Origin of the sequence: Microcoleus sp. Pol7_A1, from assembly GCF_036701085.1 — a bacterium.
In the GTDB taxonomy this organism is placed as follows: domain Bacteria; phylum Cyanobacteriota; class Cyanobacteriia; order Cyanobacteriales; family Microcoleaceae; genus Microcoleus; species Microcoleus asticus.
Window position 1 is genome coordinate 18,132 of the sequence record NZ_JAUBQD010000052.1, and the last position, 23,116, is coordinate 41,247.

Consider the following 23,116-nt stretch of genomic DNA (forward strand, 5'->3'; position numbering starts at 1 on the left):
TTAGTTATTGGGAATGGGAATCGGGCATCGGGCATCGGGAATCGGGCATCGGGCATCGGGCATCGGGCATCGGGCATCGGGCATCGGGTATCGGGCATCGGGTATCGGGCATTGGTTATTGGTTAATTGGTTAATTGGTTAATTGGTTATTGGTCATTGGTTAATTGGTTATTGGAGGCAGAGCCTCCGGGTATGTATTCCCAGGCCGAGCCTGGGAACAAGACTAAGATACCAACAACTAACAAATAACAAATCACAAATCACAAATAACAACCAACAACTAACAAATAACAAATAACAAATAGCAAATAACTACTCCGCTTTTTCTTCCGCTTCTAAGAACACTTCCCCCCCAGGCTCATCGTAACTGTATAACTCTGCATAGCGACCCCAGTCAATAGCAGTTTTCAATTGCCGCATTGCTTCTTTGGGGCTAAAGTGGGCTTCTAGAATATCCAAAATTAATTCTTCAGAAATGCGGTGATTGCGCTTAGCCTGAAGCATTAGAGAAATTTGCTGTACGAGGCGAATATTGCTGAGAATTTGGGTGCGAACAATTTGTTTGCGCTGGTCAATTCCGCCGGCAATGAACTGAATGCCAACAGGAGTTAAAATGAGGTCGCCTTCTTGGATTACCAGAAAATCCATTAATTTTGCTCCTTCCACGATCGGCAAAATGTCGTCAACCTCTAACATTAATTCTTGACCGAGGCGGTAGAGGTCTTTTTCCTTGCGGTCTTCCAAGAGTTCCAACAGACCTGCGATCGCACCGGTTCGCACCTGCGGCAGAGATTGGTATTTAGCGCTTTCAGGGGGTTGAGTTTGAGACACAGCAGCGGCACTTTCAGCAGGTTCTGTCACTGTTTCGTCGCTCAAGTCAGGATTGGTGAGAATTTTGTAAACTTGGTCTACGAGAGCTTGGAATTCCGCAGTTTTACGATCGCGGTAGTGCGGCAAAGTCACTGTCAATTCGGCGCGAATTCGCCCCGGATTGCGGCCCAAGACTACAACTCGATCGGCTAAAATTACCGCTTCCTCAATCCCGTGAGTTACGATTAAAACAGCTTTAGTCGGAATCTTCTTTTCTAGCCACAAATCTAATAACTCAAACCGCAAGTTTTCTGCCGTCAGCACGTCTAAAGCTGAAAATGGTTCATCCATGCAAAGCAATTCGGGTTCCACCGCCAAAGCTCTAGCAAATCCCACCCGCTGCCGCATTCCGCCGGAAAGTTCTTTCGGATAAGCATTTTCAAATCCGTCTAAACCAATAATGTCAATCATACGCAAGGCTTTTTGCCTGCGCGTTTCTGCCACTTCTCCTTTAGCTTTTAAGCCTAATTCTACATTTTCTAGTACCGTCAGCCAAGGATAAAGGGCAAAGTTTTGAAATACAATTGCCACCCCAGGATTTAAGCCGACTAAAGGACGATTGTGGTAAAGAACTCGACCGCCGCTGGGCGGGATAAGTCCGGCAATTATCCGCATTAATGTTGATTTACCCGAACCGGAAGGCCCGAGCAAAGCTACTATTTCGCCCGATCGCAGCTCTAAATTAATTGGCTCTAAAATAGAGATTTTTTGACCGTTGGGCTGCTGGTAAGCTTTGCTAACGCCTTCTAAGGTAATGAGGCACTCTGTTGCTGTTTTAACTATCACAACTCAACCTCCTATGTTTTGTTTAATTTTAGTTATTAGTCATTAATCAGCCGTCAAAAACTCTGGTAAACTGACAACGGATAACAGCTAATTGATACCAGTTTCGTCAAATAATACAACGGCAGGCAAGCCCCAAACCATGATGCAGTCAGTCATTGTCAATCGAAAATCAAAAATCGAAAATCGAAAATGGTATGACTGCCGAGTATTCGGCCAATTTTCTGTGACAAACGATCGCTTTTTCACCAGGAACAATACGGGAATAGCAGCGAGTTGGAGCGCAACTGAAAATACAACCAGCCAAGTAATTGAGCGATCGTACAAAATTCCCATCGCCAAACTGCCCAGAAACTATGATAAGCCATAGCCTGTGTTAAATATCCCATAGGCGGAACCTATTTTGTCGGCAGGCACAAGTCCAGCTACGGCAGCTTTCAAAGTCGATTCCTCGGCTCCCATACCTATACCCCATAAAATCATTTCTAGCAATGCCCCTGCCCGTTTGCGAAGAATACCAAGGGGGCAAACAGTGAAGAAAAAATCACTGCAAAGATCAGGGCCGAGATGCCGATGCGATCGAACTTGCCGCCCAAAAATCAGGGCTGCGATCGCATCAATTCCCATCGCCCAAGCGTAAAATAGCGGAATCTGGCTGTCAAATGCGATCGCGCTTCTGTGAAAGTCAGTCGATTTGAGATTTGAGGCTTGGGTGTAAGCGCTGAGTCGAAGGATTTGAGATTTGAGATTTACTCCACAGATGAATCTGGGAGGTGGAACTTTCGTCTAAAATCTTGAGTTCTCCACCACAGGAGTCGGGGGGTTGTATCCGTTTTTGCGCCTGGTCAAAGGTAATGAAGGGAAAATCCCATAGCCAGCCCCAATCAACCCTAAAGTATCTAAAGAAACCCAAAACAGCCCCGGCAGCCCTTTTTTGATTTCTAAAGCTCCTGCTTCAAAATCGCGCGGATTAAGATAAATTCGCTGAAGTAGCAACAGCACTATACCAATCATAAATCATTTGTCAATTTCTTACGGACTCCCAGCGGGTTCGGGGAGGGTTGGGGTGGGGTAAAAAATTTACCACTCCTGCAAGGATTGCTATATCAGCCCCAAAAAAGCTGGCACAGCCAAAATCGCAAAGCCGAGCCGATAACCTAATTGCTTTGCCCGTGCGATCTGCTATCATCAATAACGAAGCTGGGGATCGCTATTGGATAACGTGCAGTCGATCGTTGTCGCACTCGATCGATCCCAAAATGTTAACTACGTAAATCCTTTCTTCTTCCGCGTCACGGGTTATACACACCAAGAAGTTTTGGGGAAGAATTGGTTTGACAACTTATTACCTTGCTATAGTCAACAATTAATTAAAACTATCAATATCACCTGCCACCAGTTATTGTAAATCCCCTCGATCCCCAGCTATGGTTCCTGTTCAAACTGCCAATTTGTTGGGCTGGATTTAGACTCTCATATTAAATCTAGGAACAGGGAACAGGAAAACCATTTTATGTAGGAATGGGTCTCAAAAGCTGCATCTGAATAGTGTAGAATTATAACAAACCAGATGGACATTACAAGGTGCGTATTGTGGGATAAAAATTCTCTGCCCTCTTAATTTTATTACGGAATGTTTACACTTGTATCTTTTCCTTAACCCTTTTATATGCTTTACAAAAGATTTTTTTTTTACAGGGTATTGTTATGGTTGCTTCAACCGAGCTTACAGCACTTTGCAACAAGAGTGAAACACCCCTTAGTTAAAAAATAGGTCTTTATGCCACACTGCCCCTGCTGCTCGAATCAAATGCTGCGTCACGTTCGCGAGCATCAAATCTACTGGTTTTGTCGCCAATGTTGGCAAACAATACCTATTTACAATCTGAGCAGATGTGGCTCATCGCCCTCTCTAAATCTAGTTAGAGGGCTAGGGGTTAAGGAACAACATTCTTTGCCGGTGGAATCTAATAGCTCTATTTAGGGGGGATAAAGTTTATATATTGTCTTATGGCTAACTGGTTTTCACAATCGACACTTTTTTTGTTGCCTCATTAAATTACCCAACTCTAACCCAAGAAAGAGAAGAAAACTCTATTCATCTATCGCTTAATTTATGGTGATACCTCGACGCAAAGTAATTATAAGTTTAGACCAAACACTACTTAAACGATTGCTACCTCTTTTGCTTGGTGTGGTGGCCTCTCTTGCTGTTTTATTTACGTGGCAACAGCTAACCATCAACGGACAAATTCACATCGAGCAGTTAATTCAGCAGGAAGCCAATGCGATTCAGTCACAACTGAGCGAAGGATTATCAATTCGGGTGTTGACACTTCGGCAAATGGCGAATCGCTGGGAAGCCAATGGCGGTACGCCAAAGGCTCTTTGGGAAGCCGATGCAGAGGCTTATGTAAAGGATTTCTACGGTTATCAGGCGATCGAATTAGTCGATCGATCATTTAAAGTGCGATCGGTTGTGCCGCTGGCTGGGAATGAGGCAGCGCAAAACCTAGATCTTAATCGGGAACTGCGTCGCAAAATCACTTTGCAAGTGGCTCGTGATTTGCGTCAACCTATGTTAACTCGCAAAATTTCACTCGTTCAAGGGGGTCAAGGATTTCTAGCAAGTTTTCCTTTATTTGTAGGGGAGCGGTTTGATGGGTTTATTGTCGGAGTTTTTAAGTTTCAAACTCTATTTGACAGTATTTTAAAAGTGCCACCTGGGTACAATGTGGCTATATATGATGGCACAAATTTGATCTACGGTCAAGAGTTATCATCTCATTATTCACTGCATAAAACAGTTGTAATAAGAGCCTATAGTGCAGAGTGGCGACTAGATATCGATCGCAATTTAGATTTAGTAGAAAAGGAAAATTTTAATTTACCAATAGTTGTGTTAATTGGTGGCTTAATTTTAGTGGGGCTGCTGATGTCAGTCGTGTATCTCGCACAAGTTAGTTATCGCGAAGTCCATCAATTCAAAAAAGCAAATCGCCAGTTGGAATGGGAAATTCACCAGCGACAACAGGCAGAAATTGCGATCGCCCGACTAGCTGCGATCGTTGAGTCTTCGGAAGATGCCATTATCAGCAAAGATTTAGAGGGTGTAATTACAAGTTGGAATGTAGGAGCAGAAACAATTTTTGGCTATACAGCGGTCGAAATAGTAGGGCAATCAGGGACAAAACTGATTCCCGCAGACTATCGAAATGAGGAAAACGAAATTCTCACCAAAATCCAGCGAGGAGAACGCATCGAACACTACGATACAAAGAGGCTAAGGAAAGATGGAACATTAATCGATGTCTCGATGAGCGTCTCCCCCATTAAAGACGAAACAGGGAATATAATTGGAGCCTCAAAGATTTCCCGGAATATTGCTGACCGCAAACAAGCAGAAGCAGCACTACGTCAAAGTGAAGAACGCTGGGAACTTTCTGTACGCGGGAATAATGACGGCATTTGGGATTGGAATGTTCAAACCAACGAGATATTCTTGTCTAGTCGCTCGAAGGAAATCTTGGGCTATGAAGACCACGAAATCAAAAACCTTGTAGACGAATGGACTAATCTGGTACATCCCGATGATTTGGGATGGGTGAAGCAAGCCGTTGAAGACCATTTTGCCAAGAAAACTCCTTTCTATATCACAGAACATCGCATTCGCTGCAAAGATGGTTCCTACAAATGGACGCTCGATCGCGGTCAGGCACTTTGGGATGATGCAGGTAATGTAATTCGGATGGCTGGCTCTCACACCGACATTACCGAGCGCAAGCAAGCTGAATTTGCTTTACAGGTAAGCGAAGCCAGATATCGGCAATTGATCGATAACTTAAATGCGGGTTTTGTGATTCATGCGACAGATACCAGCATCCAATTATGTAATGAAAAGGCCGGTGAATTACTAGGGCTTTCAATGGATCAAATGCTGGGAAAAATAGCTATCTCTCCGGCCTGGCATTTTGTCCGGGAAGATGGCAGCGTTATGCCCCTAGAGGAATATCCGGTAAATCAGGTTTTATCCACTGGAAGTTCCCTGAAAAATTATGTTTTAGGAATTAACAAAGAAATTGATAGTTGTGTTTGGGTATTAGTTAATGCCTTCCCGGAGTTCGATCGAAACGGTCAAACCGCACAAGTTGTAGTTACGTTTATTGATATTAGCAAGCGCAAAAAAGTAGAGCTGGAAATACAAAAAACTCGCAACTTCTTACAAGCACTGCTGGATCATCTACCGATTGCAATTTTTGTTAAGGACGCAGATCCTAAACGATTGGGCGTATTTCAGTTTTGGAATAAAACCAGCGAACGGTTATTTGGCATCTCAGCCGAACAAGCGATCGGCAAATGTGGCTATGATTTTTTCCCAATAGAACAGGCTATCTTTTTTGACCAAAAGGATAGAGAAGTTTTTGAAAAAGGTAAGACTGAGGATATTGCTGAAGAACTCATTGACAGTCATAGTCTGGGCAAACGTTGGCTGCATACTGTGAAGATTCCCATTTGCGACGAGCAGCATCTGTTCCAGTACCTACTTTGTTTTTCAGAAGATATCACCGATCGCAAACACGCAGAAGCAGAGCTTAGAGAAATGAGTGAGGTGATGAAAAATGCGGTGGCCGGCATTTCCAAACTGGATGTAGAAGGGCGTTACCTCTATGTCAATAAAGCTTATGCTGACATGACAGGCTATCACCCAGAAGAAATGATGGGGATGTCCTGGGAAAAGACCGTACATCCCGATGAGTTGGAAAAACTGGTTGCAGCTTATTGGCTGATGGTGCAAGAGGGCAGAGTTGAAGTTGAAACGAAAGGGGTTCGTAAAGATGGTTCGGTTTTTTACAAACAAGTCGTTATGATTTCAACTTACGACGAACAGCATCAATTTTTAGGGCATTACTGCTTCATGAAAGATATTACAGATCGCAAAAAAGCCGAACTTGCACTAGAACAGGAACTCCGGCGGACTAAAACGTTTTTTAACACTTCCAGGGACGGTGTTGTTGTCATAAATCGGCGCGGAAACGCGATCGAAGCCAGCCCTAGTTTTGCTAGAATGCTGGGCTACAGCTTAGAAGAAACCCTGAATATGAATGTCTCTGATTGGGATGTTCAATGGACGCAGGAAGAACTACAAATCATGCTCAATATAGAGGAGATTGTTCCTTTGTTTGAGACGCGACATCGCCGCAAGGATGGTTCAGTTTATGATGTAGAAATTAGCTTGGATCGGGTAGAATTAGAAGGTGAAATGATGAACTTCTGTATCTGCCGGGATATTAGCGATCGCAAACGCATTGAAGCGGAACGCCAACAAGCAGAACAGGCACTCCGAGAAAGTGAAGCTCGCTTCCAAGCCTTCATGAATCATAGCCCTGCCCCTGCCTGGATTACCGATGAAAATGGTGTAATTTTCTATGCTAGCCAGACTTATCTCCATACCTTCGAGTTACCCACTGACGATGTGATTGGCAAATCCATTTGTGAACTTTACTCTGGCGCCGTCGCCCAACAATTTCTCGACAACATCCAAGCGGTTATTCAAACCCAGGAGGTAATTGAAACGGTTGAGGTTGCGCCCCGTCGAGATGGAACGCTGGGTGATTTTCTCGTTTACAAATTTCTCATTCCCGACTTATTGGGGCAACTGCTAGTCGGTGGTGTGGCGATCGATCTGACGCAACAACATCAAGCTGAAACAGCTTTACAAATGAGTGAGGAACGCTTAATGCTAGCACTAGAAGCCTCTGGAGATGGACTGTGGGATTGGAACATTAAAACTGGAAAATTTTACCTGAGTTCCCACTACCAGGAAATGCGGGGCTACCAGCCGGGTGAGTTGGTGATGGATTTGAACGTCTGGGAGCAGATGATTCATCCTGATGATAAATTCTGCGTTTTTGAGTATCTGAACAGTCACTTGCAAGATAGCTCAATTAAGTATGCCTGTGATTATCGCGTGCGTTGCAAGTCAGGGGAATGGAAGTGGATCGCTGACTACGGGAAAGTCGTTGCCTATGATGAACAGGGTAAGCCTTTACGGATGATTGGAACACACAAAGACATCAGCGATCGCAAACAAAAAGAAATAGCACTGCGACAAGCAATGGAAGCTGCAGAATCAGCAAACATGGCGAAAAGTATCTTCCTCGCCAATATGAGCCATGAACTCCGCACACCCCTCAACGTAATTCTGGGATTTACCCAGGTAATGACCCATGACCCTTCCCTCACTCCCAACCAGCAAGAAGACCTACAAACCATTCGTCGCAGTGGCGACCATCTCTTGAGTTTGATTAATGATATTTTAGATCTCTCGAAAATTGAATCAGGACACTGCACAATAGAAGAAAGTGGATTTGACTTAATTGCCCTGCTACATAACCTGCGAAATATGTTAGCAGAACGAGCCAGTTCTAAAAGACTTGACCTTTGTTTCGAGATTGCTCCCGAAGTTCCCCAATTTATTCTTGCCGACGCTCAAAAACTGCGCCAAGTTTTGCTCAATCTTTTGAGTAATGCGATTAAATTTACCGAGCGGGGAAGCATTACTTTGCGCGTCAGCATCAAGGCTCCCACTACAGAAGTAGCACTCACAACTCGGACTATTCTCCAGTTTGCAGTGAGAGACACGGGTGTAGGGATTGCACCCGAAGAAATTGATACTATCTTCGATGCGTTCGTGCAAGCCCAAGCTGGAAAGCAATCGGTAAGTGGCACAGGGCTAGGATTGACCATTAGCCGCAAACTCTTAGATCTCGTGGGCGGAGAAATTGCTGTTAGTAGCATTTTAAGACAGGGAACTACATTTACCTTTACTTTCCCCATCACTCCCACCAGTGGAGTTAACCTCACATCCGAACAGCACGATCGCCTCGTGATAGGGCTGGCTCCCGGTCAACCCCACCATCGCATTTTGGTAGTTGACGATCGCGCCGAAAATCGCCTGTTGATAGTCAGATTGCTGACACAATTAGGATTGGAGGTACGAGAAGCTACCAACGGACAGGAGGCAATCCAGCTATGGCTTGAATGGCAACCCGACCTCACCTGGATGGACATCAGAATGCCCTTGCTAGATGGATACGAAGCCACTAAAAAAATTCGGGCAATGGAACACGGACAAACCAGCATCATTATTGCACTCACAGCACAGGCTTCTCAGAGCGATCGCACCCTCGCCCTCGCTGCTGGCTGCAACGACTACATCAGCAAACCCTTCCAAGAAAATACGCTATTTCTCAAGATGGCGGAATACCTGGGCTTAGAGTATGTATACCAGAAAGAAGGAACAGTGAATGAGAAAGAGGAAACATACCTCTGCTGTACGATATGTCCCGTTTCAGATGCCCTCGCTCCAACACTTATGGCAACATTACCAGAAGCATGGCTGGCTCAATTGGAGGAGAATGCTGTATGTGGAGACGATGGGGCGATCGTTGAACTTGTATCTCAACTGTCCCCAGAACTCGCTCAACTTGCTAACCGTCTGACTGAACTTGCCAACCAGTATCAATTTGAGCAAATTCTTCAGCTAATTCACGGCAATTCCCCAACCTGAGTGGGGGATAGGAAAATTCTTCAATCCAAAATTCCAAATCTAAAATCCACAATTGACAAGTTTTTAACTTTTAGAATTACTTACTTTAAAATGCAAATACCAATTGCTACGAAACCACCCTCACTCACTCCTTTAGAATTGACAACTTTAGAGCAGTGCAGCGATGAATCAGTGTATGCTCCCGGTTATATTCAACCTTATGGAATAGTTTTGAAGTTGCAAGAAGCTAACCTCAAGATTTTACAAGTAAGTGAAAATGTAAAACTTTTTTTTGGCATAGCGGCAGAAGCATTGCTGGGTCAGCCCTTACAGCGGTTATTTTCCCGCGCTCAAGTGCAACGGATTGCCGAATATCTGAGCGAAAACAACCTAGAAATTCATAATCCGTTTGAGCTAAAAACACAGCGGAGAATTGCCCAGGTAGATCGGGGTCGGAAAACTCAGACCTTTAGAAGCACGCTGCATCGGACAGGAGATGGGTTAATTTTGGAACTCGAATCCCAACTGACCACCAACAAAACTCATTCAGTCCACTTCTATCATCGCCTCCAAGCTGCCATCCTCAAACTTCGCAGCGCAACCAACCTTTCCGATTTAGCTCAAACCCTTGCCAAAGAAGTGAAAGCGATGACCGGGTTCGATCGCGTCATGATCTACCGCTTTGAAGCCGACAATCATGGGGTGGTGATTGGAGAAGAAAAAGAAAGCCATTTAGAAAGTTATCTGGGATTGCATTATCCGGCGACCGATATTCCCGTACCCGCCCGCAAATTGTTTTACCGCAACTGGGTGCGCCAAATTCCCGATATCAATTACACACCTGCCCCCCTAATTCCTACTAACAATCCCCTCACCAATACACCCCTGGATCTGACTAATTGTGTGTTACGGGGAGTTTCTCCCTACCACATCGAATATTTGCAGAATATGGGAGTCGCCGGGTCGCTGACAATTTCGTTAATTGACGATCGGCGTCTCTGGGGATTAATTGCTTGTCACCATTACAGCCCGCGATTGGTGAATTACGAAACGCGCAAAAGTTGTGAATTTTTAGGACAATTTGCCTCGATTGAACTGGTGCATCAGCAAGAAAGAGAATTGAATGTTTACCGAAAGCAAGTAAAAACTATTCACGAGCAACTTCAGCAGGCATTCCAGCGAGAGTCCAATTTTATCGAACAGGTATTGACTCGAAATGCCTCTCAACTGCTAAATTTGGTTGATGCTCAAGGCGCAGCCATCCTACTTGATGGTCGTCTGACACTGGTGGGTCAAACACCATCTGAATCAGAGATAGAGGAGTTTGTAAAGTGGTTGGCGCAACACAACCAGGAACGAGTGTTTGCAACAGATTCTCTCTATCAGTTGTATCCCCAAGCGAAGCAATTCAAATACCAAGCCAGCGGTGTTTTAGCAATCTCAATCTTGCTGAGCTATGTCAAAGAAAAGTCATACCACATTCTTTGGTTCCGACCCGAACAAATTCAAACCGTAAACTGGGCAGGTAATCCACAGGATGCCGTCACAGTCGATGAAATTGGAGCAATGCACTTGTGTCCCCGAAAGTCGTTTGAACTGTGGAGGCAGACAGTGCGGGAAAAGTCTTATCCTTGGCAGGCGGTGGAGTTAGAAGCAGCCGCCGAAATGAGAAACATCCTCATGCTGGCAGTGCTGGAGTTTTCACAAGCTGCCCTAGAACAAGCCGCAGAGCGGGCTGCGATCGCTAACCGCGCCAAAAGCCAGTTTCTTGCCAAGATGAGCCACGAACTCAGAACGCCGCTGAATGCCATTCTGGGATTTACCCAGCTTATGAACCGCAGTCCTAATATTCCATCCGAATTTCAAGAGCATTTAGGTATCATTAGTCGCAGTGGAGAACACCTGCTGACATTAATTAATGACGTTTTGGAAATGTCCAGAATTGAAGCAGGCCAATTGGTACTGAATCCAAGTTGTTTTGATGTGCATCGGCTGCTTTTTTCTATTAACGATATGTTCGTTCTCAAAGCGGCTGAAAAAGGTTTGAATCTGAGTATTGAGTGGGATGCTACTGTGCCGCGCTATGTCTGCGGTGATGAAGCCAAAGTTCGCCAAGTTTTGATGAATCTGCTAGGGAATGCGATCAAATTTACAACCACAGGAAAGATTGCGCTGCGGGGACGAGCTTTTTCATCAGACGGTATGCCATCTGGAACGCTAAGCGAAGGCGAAGACACCATCAACCAAACCAGTTTGACGCTGCCTATTTCTGTTCCCTATAATCTATGCGATTTTAAACAAACAATTACCCTGCATTTTGAGGTTGAGGATACCGGATCTGGTATTGCGCCCTCAGATTTAGAATCTATTTTTGAAGCTTTCATGCAAACCGATTGCGGTCGTCATGCAAAGGGAACTGGTTTAGGACTGTCTATCAGTCGTCAGTTTGCTCGTCTGACGGGAGGGGATATCACTGTCCGAAGCAACCTGAATCAAGGATCGACTTTTACCTGCGAAGTTATTTTGGCTCTACCAGAGTCCCTTGATTTAGAAGAGGCTGAAGCCGATCTCGTTATCGGGCTGGAATTAGGGCAACCGATGTACCGAATTCTAGTCGCAGAAGACGTTCCAGAAAATCGGCAATTGCTGGTGACACTGCTGGAGTCAGTTGGGTTTGAGGTGTGTGCGGTTGAGAATGGGGCACAGGCGATCGCCCGTTGGCAAGTATGGCATCCAGACCTGATTTTGATGGACATTCAAATGCCTGTCATGGATGGTTATGAAGCGGCCAGACAGATTCGAGCGCAAGAGTCATCAGTCATTAGTCAGTCGTTATCAGCAGACAACTCTGAGCCTAAGATAAATGACAAAGCAAAAATGACCAGCATCATTGCTCTGACTGCATTAGCTTTTGAAGACGATCGCAACGCCTGTCTGCAAGCCGGTTGCGATGACTACATTACCAAGCCGTTTAGTGAAGCCACACTTTTCGACAAAATAGCTTTTCACTTGGGTGTCCGCTACTGCTACGCTGAAAAAGTTCTCCGAGAGTCATCTGTTTTACTACCAAAGACGTTGACTCCAGAAGATTTGAAAACTATGCCTATCGAATGGATTGCACAAGTCCATGAAGCAGCACTCGATCTCAGCGATCGCAAGCTATATCAACTCATAGCTCAAATTCCCAAGGAGAAACAAGATATCATTGAAGCAATGATATCGCTGGTTGATAACTTCCAGTTGGAAGCGATCGCAACTCTCACCCAATTTTAGAAAGAAGATTATGGCGACTTTACTTAAACTTGCTGCCCAAACGAATATTCTGATCGTGGACGATACCCCAGACAATCTGCGGTTGTTAGCCAAAATCCTAGAGTCACAGGGCTATATTGTTCGCAAATCACTCAACGGTAGAATGGCTCTCGAAGGTGTTCGCCGCAACTCTCCGGATCTGATTTTACTTGACATTAATATGCCTGAAATGAATGGGTACGAAGTTTGCCAACAGTTGAAAGCATCTGAAGCTACTGCTCAGATTCCGATCGTTTTTATCAGTGCGCTCGAACGACTCGAAGACAAGGTGCGGGCGTTTGAATTGGGCGGTGTAGATTACATCACTAAACCTTTTCAAGAGCAGGAAGTGCTGCTCAGGGTAAAGAATCAATTACTCATTCAACAGCAACACCAACAACTGATCGAACAAAATCAACGTTTAGAACAGGAAATCCAGGAACGTCTGAGGGCAGAGGCAGAAGTAAGGCAGCTATCCCTGACGGATGAATTAACTGGATTATATAACCGACGGGGCTTCTTTTTACTAGCAGATCAACAACTAAAAATTGCTCGACGCACGCAAACCTGCTATTATATTTTATTTGCTGACTTAGATGGTTTAAAAAAGATTAACGACACTTTCGGACACGAAATGGGAGACAGAGTAATCGTTGACACAGCTCAAATATTGAAGCAAACTTTTCGTGATTCAGATATTGTGGCTCGACTGGGCGGAGATGAATTTGCTTTATTTGTTCCTACTTTTTCTGGAAATTCATATAATTTTTATAATCGGCTGCAAGCTAATATTGATAGCTTTAATCGACAGCACGAGCGAGCCTATCTACTATCAATAAGTCTAGGGGTGCAGGCTGGGGATTTCAATAATGACTTTTCATTAGAACAATTGGTGGCAAAGGCCGATCAACTTATGTACGAGAATAAACGCACCAAACGCTGTTTAAATCGTTAACTGTTCTTTTGAGAACAGCGATATGCGATCGCCAGAAGCATTATTGATTAAACGTGAACTATACCGAGAAAGAGTAAGCTGAAAACAAGATAGGCAAACAGCTTGAAGACTTTAGCCCCTCAGCCGGAAAACACGATGCAGTACACATCATTTCACTTAAACCTGACAGGGTTGCAATCCCGTTAAAAACCATCCCTGTATTAGGTTAAGGGATCTTGTGTTCAAAAGATGTCATCGTTTTTGTCCGCAACCCCGATCTAAAATCGACTGACTGATGCTGTATGGGTGGAGAGTTTGCCTACAGTTGCATTCTTTTTTTTAACTGGTATTATTTGCACAAACCGATTTTATCTATTTGCCAATTCGTGCTAGAATGATGCCTAGCTGAACGGCGATTACTCCGAGTATGGCACTGCCAGCCCAGTAAGAAGCGGCGATGCTGTAAGATCGATCGCGCCACAAGACATTTGTCTCTAAACCGTAAGTTGAAAAAGTAGTATAAGCACCCAAAAAGCCCGTTGCTACCATTAACCGTACTTCCGACGGAATAGTCGGCACTCGTTCAAAAGCGAGGGTAATAAAAAATCCCATAGCCAAGCAACCAGTCATATTAATAAAAAAAGTTCCGTAGGGAAAAGCCGTACCGAAACGGCTGGCAAACCACAAGGTGATATAATAGCGGCTCAAAGCGCCGGCAACGGCACCTAAACTAATTGCTATCGGATGGCGGAGATTCGGGTCTTGCAGCATACAGCTATTAAATATGTGCTACTTGATATTGAGATGAATTTTAGATTCAGCGGACTTATGTAAAGTATTGTATGATTAAATTGGCGATCGCTCTGGCTATTCTTAATTAAAACCTATAGAGAGTATTTATGCAAATTGTGCTAGTCGCCGTAGATGATGATTTAGTTAGAGCGTGGGAAAGCACTTGCGGAAATATGGAAAATGTAAAGATACACCGCGGCTCAATGTTAGATGTTAAATGCGATGCTATTGTTAGTCCGGGAAATAGTTTTGGTTTCATGGACGACGGCTTAGATTTAGAAATTTCGGAATATTTTGGAGGTCAGGTTCAAGAACGCCTGCAAAAACTAATTCAGACTCGACATCACGGCGAACTCTTAGTAGGAAGGGCAGAAATTGTAGACACCGATCATGCTGAAATTCCCTATTTAATAGCTGCCCCTATCATGCGCGTTCCCACAGTTTTAAGAGAGACAGTAAATGTCTATCTAGCAACCCGGGCTATTTTAACTCTCGTCAAATTTGGTACAGTCCCAGACGGAACGCCAGTCAAACATATCATTGAAACTATCGCTATTCCCGGCATGGGTACGGGCACGGGCAAAGTGCCGCCACATATCTGCGCCAATCAAATGAAAGTGGCGCTCGAAGATATCCTCCTATCTCAGTACGAATTTCCTCAATCTTTACTGCACGCTCAAAGATGTCACCACTTGTTATATTTGAGCGAGGTCGAAGATTTGCAGTTATAAAATTGGCAGTATGAAAGTTGCTATTTTTATAGTGTTGAGAAATCAATTTTATTGGTGTGTGTTTCTTGAGGCTGAGCGATTTATTAAAAATTTAAGTTCGCTAAACCGTACCTGCAAGTTGGCGGTATCCTACACACGAACTCAACTTTGGTAGATATAATCTAATATAGAACTGAAACCGCTCGACTGCGAAAGCGCAGATTTAAAATTTGATGAAGCTGGAACAATAATTGCCGAGTTATTCTTAAAGGCCCGAATAAAATCTGGCGCTACACCTACAAAGTCTGCATCCAGGGACTGTGAGATTTTTTGAAAATGTTTGCTACCAAAGGAGAAGATTGATATGACAGATCCAAAAGTAACCGAAGAACCAATTTTAGAGGCAACTGTCGAAACGACGGATCTCGTCAAAAAAGAGATGCCCGACGCGACTGATGAAGCGGTCGCAGAAACTGCGGCGCTGTTTGAAGCAATTAAAAAACGCGCCACCGCCGAAGTGCAAGCAGCGGGCGAACTCACCCGCGAAGCTTATTTAAAAGCTGTGAATAAGGCTTCAGGGGCGATCGAAGAAAATAAGGATCTCGCCCACGAGAGATTCACAGAAGCAGTCAGGCTGATTAAACAAGAAACTGAGAAAAATTGGCTGGTGGTAGATGCGATTAAAACGCGGGCGCAAGCGCAGGTGCAAGATGCCGGCGAAGTCAGTCGCGAAGCTTATTTGAAAGCAGTGCGACAAGCGCGAGAAGCGGTGGAACAAAATAAATTGATCGAACGCGATCGCATCGAACAAGCTGTTGACCACATTCAGACGGAAGCTGAAAAGAATTGGCACCTTATTGTGAAGCAAATTGAGTCGATCGGCACTCGCTTGACGGATGCGGCTAAGTCTGCATGGAACGCGCTGACGGCGTTTTTTGACAAGTCTCACAGCGATCGCGGGGATTCCTAGAAGGGCCGGCCGGGGGTTTGGAACTCCCAGCGGGTTGTTAGGGTAGTTAGCTTTGGAATTAATTCCAAAGCTAATGCCGATCGTGCGTGCATTTGCATTCAGCAGAAGTTTCAGGCATACTGCATAATTAAAAAGCTTTATTTTTAGTCCACAACCCCCAATTATGAGAAGTTACTACTGCGGCGAACTGCGAAGCAAACACATCGGAGAGACTGTCACCCTTTACGGCTGGGTGGATCGCCGCCGCGATCATGGCGGGGTGATTTTTCTGGATGTGCGCGATCGATCGGGTATCGTGCAAATTGTCAGCGATCCTGAACGCACCCCCGATTCCTATCGCGGGGCTGAGGCTTTGCGCAGCGAATACGTGCTTAAAATTACCGGGCGAGTCACCGGCCGCCCCGAAGAGTCCCTCAACCCGAAATTGCCTACGGGTGAGGTGGAAATTTATGCTGACGAAATTGAGTTGTTGAATGCGGTTCGCAAACAGTTACCGTTTCAGGTGGCGACGGCGGAAAATGAAAGCGTGCGGGAAGATTTGCGGCTGAAATATCGCTATTTGGACTTGCGGCGCGATCGTATGAGTCGCAATTTGCAGCTTCGCCACCAAGTAGTCAAAGCCATGCGCCGCCACCTGGAAGATGTCGAAGGTTTCATGGAAATTGAAACGCCGATTTTAACTCGGGCGACTCCCGAAGGTGCGAGAGATTATTTAGTTCCCAGCCGCGTCAATCCCGGTGCATGGTATGCTTTGCCGCAGTCGCCGCAGTTGTTCAAACAATTGTTGATGGTGTCTGGTTTTGACAGATATTATCAAATTGCCCGATGTTTCCGCGATGAAGATTTGCGCGCCGACAGACAGCCAGAATTTACGCAATTGGACATGGAAATGAGTTTCATGTCTGTGGAAGAAGTAATTGCCTTAAATGAAGGTTTAGTCTGCCATATTTTCCAAACTGTCAAAGGCGTTGAATTGCCTTGTCCTTTCCCGCGCTTGACTTACGCAGAAGCGATGGATCGCTACGGTAGCGATAAACCGGATACTCGTTTCGGTATGGAATTAGTCGATGTTTCCGATTTGATGAAAGATTCGGGATTTAAGGTATTTTCCGGGGCGGTTGCTGCGGGCGGAATTGTGAAAGTTTTGCCGATTCCCGGCGGGAATGATGCGATTTCTAATGTGCGGATTAAACCGGGCGGCGATTTGTTTAAGGAAGCCAGCGAAGCCGGTGCGAAGGGATTGGCTTACATTCGGGTGCGGGATAATGGCGAAATTGATACGATCGGCGCAATTAAGGATAATTTGACGGAAGCACAAAAACAGGAATTGCTCGATCGCACCGGCGCGCAACCAGGTCATTTGTTGTTATTTGCAGCCGCCGACGCGACAACTGTCAATAAGACTTTAGATAGATTGCGTTTGTTCGTCGGTAACGAATTGGGATTGATTGACAAAGACAAGATGAATCTGCTGTGGGTGACAGATTTCCCGATGTTTGAATGGAACGCTGACGAGAAGCGTTTGGAAGCATTGCACCACCCGTTTACTGCGCCGCATCCCGACGATATTAACGATTTGAAAACTGCGAGAGCTCAAGCTTACGACTTGGTGTTAAACGGTACAGAAGTCGGCGGCGGTTCTCTGCGGATTTACCAGCGGGAAGTTCAGGAAAAGGTGTTTGAGGCGATCGGCTTATCGACTGAAGAAGCTTACAATAAGTTTGGCTTTTTGTTGGATGCGTTTGAGTATGGAACTCCGCCCCACGGAGGAATTGCCTACGGTTTGGATCGGTTGGTAATGCTGTTAGCTGGTGAGGAATCTATTCGGGACGTAATGGCTTTTCCGAAGACGCAGCAAGCGGGGTGTTTGCTGACGAATGCGCCGTCTGGTGTGGATGAGAAGCAGTTGAAGGATTTGCAAGTGCGATCGACTTATACGCCCAAGTCATAAGTATGTAAAATACCTTGACCATTCTCCATAATCCTTTCAGGGCGGGCTAGAAGCCCACCCCACAATAACATTCATCTGTTGTGGAACAGGCATCTTGCCTGTTCTTGAGAATGGTGCAAGATGTGTGATAAAATAGAGTTAGAACAAAAAAAGTTTTCATATTAACACTTTTTTTAACGGCTATGGCAATAATTATGATTCAAGTTGATGAAAATATTAAGACAGCTTTTGAAGAAGCTAGTCCTAAGACTCAGCAAGAGTTAAGTTCGATTATTCAATTGTTTTTTAGACAAAATTTACACAATAAAACATTAACGCAGGTGATGGCAGAAATTTCCGATCGGGCTATGCAGCGAGGCTTAACGCCTGAAATTTTACAAGACATTTTAGCTGATAATGAATATAGTTTAGGATAATAGTTTTAATTGAGTTTGCCTAAAAAATCTTTGTAAGTTGAAATTTCCGTCCCCTCAAAATTCACCAAACTCAATAAGTCTCCATCTCCTGTAATCAAAAAATTAGCTTGACTATCTTTCGCTAAAGCCAACAAATAATTATCTTTAGCATCTCTACAAATAGAGACTTCGGAGGTTATTTCTATCCATAAACCAATAATTCTTAACAATTCAAGCAATTCTTGGACTTTCGTTACAGGAAAATATTTTTTAAGTTTGGGTCTTTGAGTTACCAGATTGATTTCTTCGATTATTTGTTCGCACAAGACAACTTGGATAGCTCGATCAACTATTAAGTTTTTGAGATTAGCTAATTCTTTGCCAATCAAGAAGCTAATCCAAAGATTAGTGTCTATAATTACTTTAAGGGCTGGTTTTTCTGGCATGAATTTCGCTTCGGACTGCTTCTACTTCTTGGGTGATAGTTTCTAAAGAAAGCTCATCGGTTCTAAATGACTCCAAAAGAGCTGTTAATTTACTGTTTAATACTTCTTTTTCCAGTTCTTGACTTAACTGCAATTTTTCGGGATAGGGCAGTTGTTTGACTAGGGCTAAAATTTGCTCAAAGTTTAGGGAAAGTTGATAGTTGGCTAGAGTCATTGTTCGTTATGTTTAGGGCTTGTCGATATTTTATCTCAATTTTTTGGATTGAGGATAGCTTTAATAGTGCTGGACGCACGGGTGCCTAGAAACCGGGTTTTTTCCGAGAATACTGCGTTACAGCGACAGAACTGGCCAAAAACCCGGTTTCTTTGGTTTGCGGGTAGTCAGAAACCTGGTTTTTTTCAGATAATACTGCATCCCGACCTTTAACTAAAGTGAAAAACACGGTTTCTTTGGTTTTGATGCGTAACTCCCGACAGTCAAAACTTAGGACTCTAGATAAAGTCGTTTGAGCCAGTTTACGACAGTTTGAAGTAAATCGGGGTCATGGGGGGAGAAGGTTTGCAGGGGTGGATGAGGTGAGTCGGTGATGAGACAGATTGTACCCTCGAAGCGGGTAAGGGCATCGAGGAATGTTGAGCTAAAACCTTGGGCGGCGGCGGATGTGGGGTCTTCGTAGAAAATGAGGATGGGGTGGAAAGTCCCAGTCTAGGAGTTGCCAGTAGATTTTGAGTTCCGTGAGGGTGCGGGGTGTGCCTTCTGTGGATTTGGGGCAGTGGTGTTTTTTGATTAGTTGCAGGTAGATGTCGGCCGATTGGGGTCACGAAGTTTGCCTGTGAATTGCACAGGAATCACTTGAAATCGGTTTTTTAGGAAACTACTTGGTTCTAGTCCTTTATTCTAGTTGAAAAACACGGTTTCTGAGCTTATGGGTGCGCTCGCAGATCCGAACACGTGCGTTAAGTGCTACATTATTTACAAATCTTTTTTGTAAAAGCAAAAGGCTGCTCCAATGGAACCATCCCACCTTACCCGGCGACTGAAAGACTTGGAAGACAATATTAAACAAATTTTAGCTTTACTCAAAAAGTACGAAGATGCCTTACACTATGAAGATGATCCACGTCGCCAGGTTAAATACAATCGAGAAATTGAGAAATTAAGGGAATCAGCGAATCGCTATCAGCAGGAATACGATCGACTGTATCAGCAGATAACTGGTGAATCAACTGTACAAATGCAGAGCGTAGCTATCCAGTTAGAAGAGGTGAACAACAGATTAGACCGATTATCTGCTGGGCAGAAAGCTATTTATGCAAACATTAACCACCTGCGACAAGGATTACTAGCCCATTATGAGGCTGGTGAAAAAAATATTATTTCTGCAATCACATATCAATTGAATGAATCTCAACTGACTACCATTTCTGCTTTGTTAGATGCAATAGAAGCTAACAAAGTGTCAGATGCAGAAATGCAGAAAATTTTACCGAGTATTCAGGAGAGTTTAATTATATTACAACAACGCGGCGTTACTCTACCTGTTAGTCAGGAAGAGCTCGCCGAAGTGATTAATGCACCTCAAATGGATTTTAAGCATAGATTAAAGGTTGCGGTGCCTCTTATTCCTTTTATCTTGGACTATGAAGGTGAATTAGAACTAGGTACAGGAATAAATCTCAAACAAGGTTTAAAACAATTTATGGCGCGGCTTATAGGAGAGTAAATTGTGGAGTCGCACCATCAACGTGAACAAGACTTGAACCAACACATTGAGAAAAATTTAGAATTACAAAAAAAACTAGAAGACGATTTGCTCCATGCCAACGACTCCAAGGAGGAAGCCAAGCTAGAAAGAAAAATTGAAGCACTCATCAGAAAGCGATCTACTCATCAAAAAGAATTGAATACAATTAGCTTGCAAAAACGAGAAGCAATTGCCCGCGAGATGCCATATGTCTCCTTTGATGAGCTAGATATCGTAACTAAATTTATCCTGGGTATGCAACCTGCTTCTTCGGAAATCAACTTCAATATTACAGACGTAACACAGAAAATCTCGAAAAATAATCTGACTCAGGAGGTTCATTTTTTACTAATAATGGGTATGGTTAAAGTCAAAGAAGTTCATCGTTTTATTGAAGTTAATGCCGCTTTACGTCCTGACTTTCCCGAAAAACTGAAGGCAGGGTTTGTAACCGAATACCAAAGATTGTTGAAAGCAGACATTAGGGGAGATGCTTTATTTGAATCTTTGCACAAGTTCTCATGTGGTAATAGCTCAGATTTGAAGAAGACAGCAGCAGGGTTGGCAGTATTATCCTATCTTTTTGAGAGGTGCGAGGTTTTTGAAAGATGACTTTTTCTACAGATACCACTTCAAATTATAACTTTTCAATTATTTTGCCCACGAAGCACATCTCAACCCGTTATTCTCTATTAGGTGTAGGTGCTACAATATTAGAACACTTGCCATATCCACGTACAGTCTCGTCACTTTGGAGTGCTGTTTCGACAATACCGGAAGTCGCAACCTTTGAACGGTTTGTTTTGACTCTGGATATCCTATACGCTATTGGAGCAATTGAAATGGATGCAGGAATACTTCGTAGGAGTCGTCCATGATTCGTGCTATTCGTTGTAATCATCCTTCATTTAAAACTGTCGAGTTTAGGCCCGGCTTTAATGTAGTATTGGCCGATCGTACAGAAGAATCTGGGAGCAAAGACTCTCGTAATGGTTTAGGTAAATCAACTCTAATTGAAATAATTCACTTTTGCTTAGGCTCTACATTACCAAAAGCTAAAGGACTGGATTCTATAAATTTACGAGGTTGGGCATTTAGCCTAGAGTTGACACTTTCTAATCAAGTTATTACAGTAACTAGAAATACTGCGGACAAGTCAAAAGTAGTAATTCAAGGAGATACTACTTCCTGGCCAATTCAGCCAAAAGAAAAAGAAGGGCAAAGAGTTCTGAGCGTGATACATTGGAAGGCAATACTAGGAAACCTTTTGTTTGGTTTGCCAAGTGATAATGAAGATAAAAAATTCCAACCTACGTTTAGAGGTCTAATTTCTTATTTTATCCGGCGTGGACGAGACGCCTTTTCTACTCCCTTTGAACATCACAGAAAGCAGTTTGATTGGGAGAAGCAAGTTAATAATGCTTTTTTACTAGGTTTGGCTTGGGAAGATGCGAGAGATTTACAACTTTTAAAAGATAAAAAAAAATTGCTAGATGATATAAAAAAACTCAAAAAAGACACAGATACAGGAGTTGCAATTGGCATATTTGGTTCTCTAGGCGAACTCGAAGCTTTAAAAGTCCAAGTCGAGTCACAGTTACGCGAGAGAAAACAAACCTTAAGTAATTTTCGCGTAGCTCCTCAATACCACGAACTAGAGGCTAATGCTAATCGGTTGACTGCGGAAATTCATGAAGCCACTAATAACAATATTGCCGATAAAAAAATATTAGAATTTTATCAATCTAGCCTGGAAGCAGAAAATGAACCATCCCCAGATGATGTAACTCATATATACGAAAGTGTCGGTATTGAACTCCCGGGTTTGGTAGTTAGAAGATTGGAAGAAGTAGAAACTTTTCATCGTAGACTTATAGAAAATCGTCGAGATTTTCTATCGACTGAAATTGAGCGTATCAGGAGAGATGTATCATCTAGAGAACGTCTCATACGTGAAAAAACCGAACAACGTGCTTCTTTATTGGAAGTGCTACAAACACATGGTGCTTTAGAAGAGTACACAAGACTCCAAGAACTTTATCTAGAAATTGTATCTAATCTAAATGAAATTAATAAACGCATAGAAGAATTAAATAAGTTTGAAGAAGGAAAAAGTGCTTTAAATATTGAAAAAGAACGCTTACTACAACGCGCACGTCGTGACTATCAAGAACGACGTGTTCAAGCAGAAAAAGCTAGAAAGCTATTCAATACAAACTCTCAGTTTCTTTACGATGCCCCAGGAAGGTTAATTATTAATGTAGGCGACAATGGTTTTCAGTTCAATGTAGATATTAGCCGTGATGGCAGCGAAGGTATCGATAACATGAAAATATTTTGTTATGACTTAATGCTGGCACAGCTTTGGTCTGAACGCGATCCTTCACCACGTATATTAATTCATGACAGTACCATTTTTGATGGTGTTGATGAGAGACAAGTGAGATTTGCTCTTGAATTGGCCGATAGAGAATCTAGAAAATGTGGCTTTCAATATATCTGTACTTTAAATTCAGATAGGGTTCCATACTATGAGTTTGCAGCAGATTTTGATTTTGATTCCTTTGTAAGACTTAGACTTACAGACGAAAGTGATGAGAGTGGACTACTAGGCATTCCCTTTTAGAGATATTCTTTGACTCTTCTACAAATATTTTGATCCGGTTTTGTTTTTCCTCTA

20 protein-coding genes are annotated in these 23,116 nt (G+C 43.5%); 12 read left to right on the plus strand and 8 right to left on the minus strand.

What is annotated here, in order from left to right:
• Positions 1-312: 312 nt before the first annotated feature.
• The 3 genes from QUA20_RS23835 to QUA20_RS23845 form a co-directional block, all read right to left on the minus strand.
• Positions 313-1,656: a nitrate/sulfonate/bicarbonate ABC transporter ATP-binding protein gene (locus QUA20_RS23835; protein WP_333191699.1), complete on the minus strand. Its 1,344-nt coding sequence runs from the start codon at positions 1,654-1,656 to the stop codon at positions 313-315.
• Between the two features lie 87 nt (positions 1,657-1,743).
• The gene (locus QUA20_RS23840) at positions 1,744-1,989 is read right to left on the minus strand and encodes a hypothetical protein (RefSeq protein ID WP_333191701.1); all 246 of its coding nucleotides are present in this window, start codon (positions 1,987-1,989) and stop codon (positions 1,744-1,746) included.
• 450 nt (positions 1,990-2,439) lie between these two features.
• The gene (locus tag QUA20_RS23845) at positions 2,440-2,667 is read right to left on the minus strand and encodes a hypothetical protein (protein ID WP_333191703.1); all 228 of its coding nucleotides are present in this window, start codon (positions 2,665-2,667) and stop codon (positions 2,440-2,442) included.
• Between the two features lie 199 nt (positions 2,668-2,866).
• On the opposite strand from QUA20_RS23845, the gene QUA20_RS23850 reads away from it, so the two are divergent.
• The 4 genes from QUA20_RS23850 (at position 2,867) to QUA20_RS23865 (ending at position 13,448) form a co-directional block, all read left to right on the plus strand.
• Positions 2,867-3,061 carry a PAS domain-containing protein gene (locus QUA20_RS23850; protein WP_333191705.1) on the plus strand — a complete coding sequence of 65 codons (195 nt, stop codon included), beginning with the start codon at positions 2,867-2,869 and terminating at the stop codon, positions 3,059-3,061.
• A 708-nt stretch (positions 3,062-3,769) separates the two neighbouring features.
• On the plus strand, positions 3,770-9,223 hold the full coding sequence (locus QUA20_RS23855) for a PAS domain S-box protein (RefSeq protein ID WP_333191706.1): 5,454 nt from the start codon (positions 3,770-3,772) through the stop codon (positions 9,221-9,223).
• Between the two features lie 90 nt (positions 9,224-9,313).
• Positions 9,314-12,475 (plus strand): response regulator, encoded by a 3,162-nt coding sequence (locus QUA20_RS23860; protein ID WP_333191707.1) that lies wholly within the window; start codon positions 9,314-9,316, stop codon positions 12,473-12,475.
• Positions 12,476-12,485: 10 nt separating this feature from the next.
• On the plus strand, positions 12,486-13,448 hold the full coding sequence (locus QUA20_RS23865) for a diguanylate cyclase (RefSeq protein ID WP_333191708.1): 963 nt from the start codon (positions 12,486-12,488) through the stop codon (positions 13,446-13,448).
• 351 nt (positions 13,449-13,799) lie between these two features.
• Here the strand turns inward: QUA20_RS23865 and crcB are convergent, their stop codons facing one another.
• Positions 13,800-14,198, minus strand: a complete 399-nt coding sequence (crcB, locus tag QUA20_RS23870) for a fluoride efflux transporter CrcB (RefSeq protein ID WP_333191710.1) — start codon at positions 14,196-14,198, stop codon at positions 13,800-13,802.
• 128 nt (positions 14,199-14,326) lie between these two features.
• Here crcB and QUA20_RS23875 point away from each other — a divergent pair, with 128 nt between their 5' ends.
• The 4 genes from QUA20_RS23875 to QUA20_RS23890 all read left to right on the plus strand — a co-directional run bounded on the left by QUA20_RS23875 (position 14,327) and on the right by QUA20_RS23890 (position 18,266).
• Entirely contained in the window at positions 14,327-14,950 is a 624-nt protein-coding gene (locus QUA20_RS23875; RefSeq protein ID WP_333191712.1) for a macro domain-containing protein, read from the plus strand.
• A 343-nt stretch (positions 14,951-15,293) separates the two neighbouring features.
• Entirely contained in the window at positions 15,294-15,899 is a 606-nt protein-coding gene (locus QUA20_RS23880) for a hypothetical protein (RefSeq protein WP_333191714.1), read from the plus strand.
• A gap of 163 nt (positions 15,900-16,062) precedes the next feature.
• Positions 16,063-17,850, plus strand: coding sequence for an aspartate--tRNA ligase (gene aspS, locus QUA20_RS23885; RefSeq protein WP_333191716.1), 1,788 nt, complete (start codon positions 16,063-16,065; stop codon positions 17,848-17,850).
• Between the two features lie 194 nt (positions 17,851-18,044).
• Entirely contained in the window at positions 18,045-18,266 is a 222-nt protein-coding gene (locus QUA20_RS23890) for a hypothetical protein (protein ID WP_333191718.1), read from the plus strand.
• 5 nt (positions 18,267-18,271) lie between these two features.
• Here QUA20_RS23890 and QUA20_RS23895 read toward each other — a convergent pair whose 3' ends face one another.
• The 4 genes from QUA20_RS23895 to QUA20_RS32105 all read right to left on the minus strand — a co-directional run bounded on the left by QUA20_RS23895 (position 18,272) and on the right by QUA20_RS32105 (position 19,494).
• Positions 18,272-18,691 (minus strand): putative toxin-antitoxin system toxin component, PIN family, encoded by a 420-nt coding sequence (locus QUA20_RS23895; RefSeq protein ID WP_333191720.1) that lies wholly within the window; start codon positions 18,689-18,691, stop codon positions 18,272-18,274.
• On the minus strand, positions 18,669-18,905 hold the full coding sequence (gene vap15 / locus QUA20_RS23900; RefSeq protein WP_190655710.1) for a type II toxin-antitoxin system VapB15 family antitoxin: 237 nt from the start codon (positions 18,903-18,905) through the stop codon (positions 18,669-18,671). Before vap15 ends, QUA20_RS23895 begins: the two co-directional genes overlap by 23 nt.
• Positions 18,906-19,175: 270 nt before the next feature.
• Positions 19,176-19,379, minus strand: coding sequence for an NACHT C-terminal alpha/beta 1 domain-containing protein (locus QUA20_RS32100; RefSeq protein ID WP_445304705.1), 204 nt, complete (start codon positions 19,377-19,379; stop codon positions 19,176-19,178).
• Positions 19,330-19,494 (minus strand): hypothetical protein, encoded by a 165-nt coding sequence (locus QUA20_RS32105; protein ID WP_445304706.1) that lies wholly within the window; start codon positions 19,492-19,494, stop codon positions 19,330-19,332. The genes QUA20_RS32100 and QUA20_RS32105 overlap by 50 nt, the downstream gene beginning before the upstream one ends.
• Before the next feature lie 207 nt (positions 19,495-19,701).
• On the opposite strand from QUA20_RS32105, the gene QUA20_RS23905 reads away from it, so the two are divergent.
• Genes QUA20_RS23905 through QUA20_RS23915 form a run of 4 tightly spaced genes read left to right on the plus strand, consistent with a single transcriptional unit; the run spans position 19,702 to position 23,062 of the window.
• A complete protein-coding gene (locus tag QUA20_RS23905) occupies positions 19,702-20,415 on the plus strand; it encodes a hypothetical protein (protein ID WP_333191721.1) in 714 nt (237 codons plus the stop codon).
• Positions 20,416-20,418: 3 nt separating this feature from the next.
• A complete protein-coding gene (locus QUA20_RS23910; protein ID WP_333191722.1) occupies positions 20,419-21,048 on the plus strand; it encodes an ABC-three component system protein in 630 nt (209 codons plus the stop codon).
• A complete protein-coding gene (locus QUA20_RS32110; RefSeq protein WP_445251002.1) occupies positions 21,045-21,314 on the plus strand; it encodes an ABC-three component system middle component 6 in 270 nt (89 codons plus the stop codon). The genes QUA20_RS23910 and QUA20_RS32110 overlap by 4 nt, the downstream gene beginning before the upstream one ends.
• Entirely contained in the window at positions 21,311-23,062 is a 1,752-nt protein-coding gene (locus tag QUA20_RS23915; protein ID WP_333191723.1) for an ABC-three component system protein, read from the plus strand. The genes QUA20_RS32110 and QUA20_RS23915 overlap by 4 nt, the downstream gene beginning before the upstream one ends.
• Positions 23,063-23,116: the final 54 nt, after the last annotated feature.